Source organism: Lacticaseibacillus sp. 866-1, from assembly GCF_016861825.1.
Classification (GTDB): Bacteria; Bacillota; Bacilli; order Lactobacillales; family Lactobacillaceae; genus Lacticaseibacillus.
The window spans coordinates 1-2292 of sequence record NZ_BOLU01000059.1 but is presented as its reverse complement, the minus strand read 5'-3'; the positions used below and the strand labels follow the sequence as shown (position 1 = coordinate 2292).

The window sequence follows — 2292 nt, the reverse complement described above, 5'->3', positions numbered from 1 at the left end:
AGCACTGAACCATCGTCCCAGACGTATTCTGAACTATCTTCGACCATGCGATTACTACCGACGCATGGCTTAACAACCTAGACCACTATCAAGGATTCGTTATCATCGTTGCACTTGACTTGAAAATTGAGGCCGTTATTAGATCCCGATCCCACGATTACTTTGCCAGATGCAGTGGAATCTGAGCTGTGTAGCTTAAAAAAGTTGGACCCCACTCAAGCATATCCGTTGATGATTGTAATGCTGAAGGCCTTCCATGAAGATAAGATTGAGGTCACCTGTGTTGAAGATACATTAAAATATTTGATTAACTTTTACGTGAGGAGAAACATAGTATCTTGGCCAAAGGCATCGAACATTAGGGCCAAAACCATCGAAATTTCTCACTTAATGCGAGACACTGGTCATTGGGATGATCTGTCTGAAAAAGTGAAAACAATCCTTGGTTCGATTGCGCCAAGCGATAAACAATTTAGTTTGGCACTTGATTCTGGCGTCTACGATGTCTCTCCGGCAACTGTGAGGTTCATGCTAATTGCTTTTGAGAGAGAGCACGATCATTTCTTCAATAAGCAGAATCCTGATAACCTCGATCAAGTTAAGGGGACTGGTTCTGGACGTAAATTACCCATCTGGTCAATTGAGCACATTATGCCGGAGACGCAGAATCTCAAAAATGGTTGGCCAGAGATGATTTCACCTGAAGCCCCAGATGATGTTGCTGATGTTCAACAGGCGTATTTGCATAAGATTGGGAATCTCACGTTAACTGGCTACAACGCCGAGATGAGTGATCATAGTTTCACTGACAAAGTGAACTATAGATCAACAGAGAAAGCTGATTACTCAGGCCTTAGGACTCCCTTGGCACTTAATGAGTCTATTCTGAATGCTGAAAAGGGTGAGACATGGGACTCAAAGACAAGCTGGACCACCGAAGATATTGACCGACGTAATGAATTTCTCAAGGGCGATCTGATAAAACTGTTTGCTATCTAAATACCTGTAGAATGTTCTAGGATTGATCCGTTAAAGGCCGAGTAAGGCCTTTTTCTTTGCATCGAACTCTTCCTGAGTAATGATGCCATCATCGAGTAGTCCTTTGAATTTTCGGATTTCTGTTGCCGGATCCAATGCCGTCATTGTAATAGTTCTTTGAGACGTTGACTGTGTTGCTTTAGGAATCAATTGGGTATTAATAATTTGCATTGCTTTTACAAAATCATCTTTATTGGCCGCATTTAGGGATATTGTGTTAGGTGCTTTGGCAGGATCCATGTCTTTATCACTGGACCAGAAGTTTTTGCGAGTATTTTCCATGCCTGCTGTGGCAACTGAAAAATACCCTGACATCAGATGAAAGTCCACTGAGGTATTTGTCACCGAGCTGAGCGGCATCACGAAGGATCCCTGACCAATCAGGTGACCAGTCATGTAACCATCTTTTAGTATATATAGCGTTTTATCGCTAACGATCAAGTATTCTTTGAAAGCACCCTTTAATGCAATATGTAAGACCTCATCAGTGGGTACTGTGGTTGACGCAATATTGAACAAAGCTGGAACCCAAAAGACTGAGTTACTAATTTTAAGGCCACCTTGGACGAAGACGGAATCAGGATTTTTAACGTCCACATTTTTGTTAGCATAGTTAAAGACAACAGTGTTTACAGCTGACAGCACTTTGTTAATCTCATCAACATCATTTGCGGTGAAGGGAATATCTGCTATTTTTTCATTTCCTCGATAGATGTGCAGAGTTCCTTTGGAAAATGCTTTAGCAGGATCAGAATCAAACCGTGGCAGTTCCTGAATCAAAAGAGAATGAATACTTCGATCCTCCCCTGAATATGAAAAGGTTGTACCGTCAAACTCTACGGTAGCATTGCCGTGATTGAACGTAGCTTTCATTTTATCTTCCCCCATGTGGTTTCAAGTTCTATTGTCTCGTTGACGCTGGTTCGGCGACAGCTTAGTTTTCCATAAGATGTGTACCAAATTCGGGTCATTTACATATACGGTTAACAATTATTTCGAGAGGACTAACCCGACCATTTGGCTTTGTGGTGAAGGATGACTAGTGTCTTTTCAGAGAAAGTATACACTGAATTCATTGGTATTTCCCGATAAGAAAGGCCGCTAAAGAGAGCGGCCAAAATTGGCTCTTCGTCAAGTGAAGTTGAACATAATTTATGAGAGTATCTAGACCTTAATTGGTCTAGGTACTCTTTTTTTAAGCCGCCAGGTTGTGGGCTTTGGGGTTAAACCAGACACGCTCAAGGAAAATACGGT

General features: G+C 41.8%; 2 protein-coding genes. One reads left to right on the top strand and one right to left on the bottom strand.

Going from position 1 to position 2292, the window contains the following annotated elements:
• Positions 1-231 precede the first annotated feature (231 nt).
• On the top strand, positions 232-999 hold the full coding sequence (locus JUE30_RS11185; RefSeq protein ID WP_203624887.1) for an HNH endonuclease family protein: 768 nt from the start codon (positions 232-234) through the stop codon (positions 997-999).
• Between the two features lie 30 nt (positions 1000-1029).
• Here JUE30_RS11185 and JUE30_RS11270 read toward each other — a convergent pair whose 3' ends face one another.
• Positions 1030-1911: an SHOCT domain-containing protein gene (locus JUE30_RS11270; RefSeq protein ID WP_239061412.1), complete on the bottom strand. Its 882-nt coding sequence runs from the start codon at positions 1909-1911 to the stop codon at positions 1030-1032.
• Between the last annotated feature and the right edge of the window lie 381 nt (positions 1912-2292).

What these genes read in the sequence shown, in the direction of transcription:
- JUE30_RS11185 (WP_203624887.1), top strand. Translation starts at nt 232, where the DNA reads ATGATTGTAATGCTGAAGGCCTTCCATGAAGATAAGATTGAGGTCACC.
- JUE30_RS11270 (WP_239061412.1), bottom strand. Translation starts at nt 1,911, where the DNA reads ATGAAAGCTACGTTCAATCACGGCAATGCTACCGTAGAGTTTGACGGT.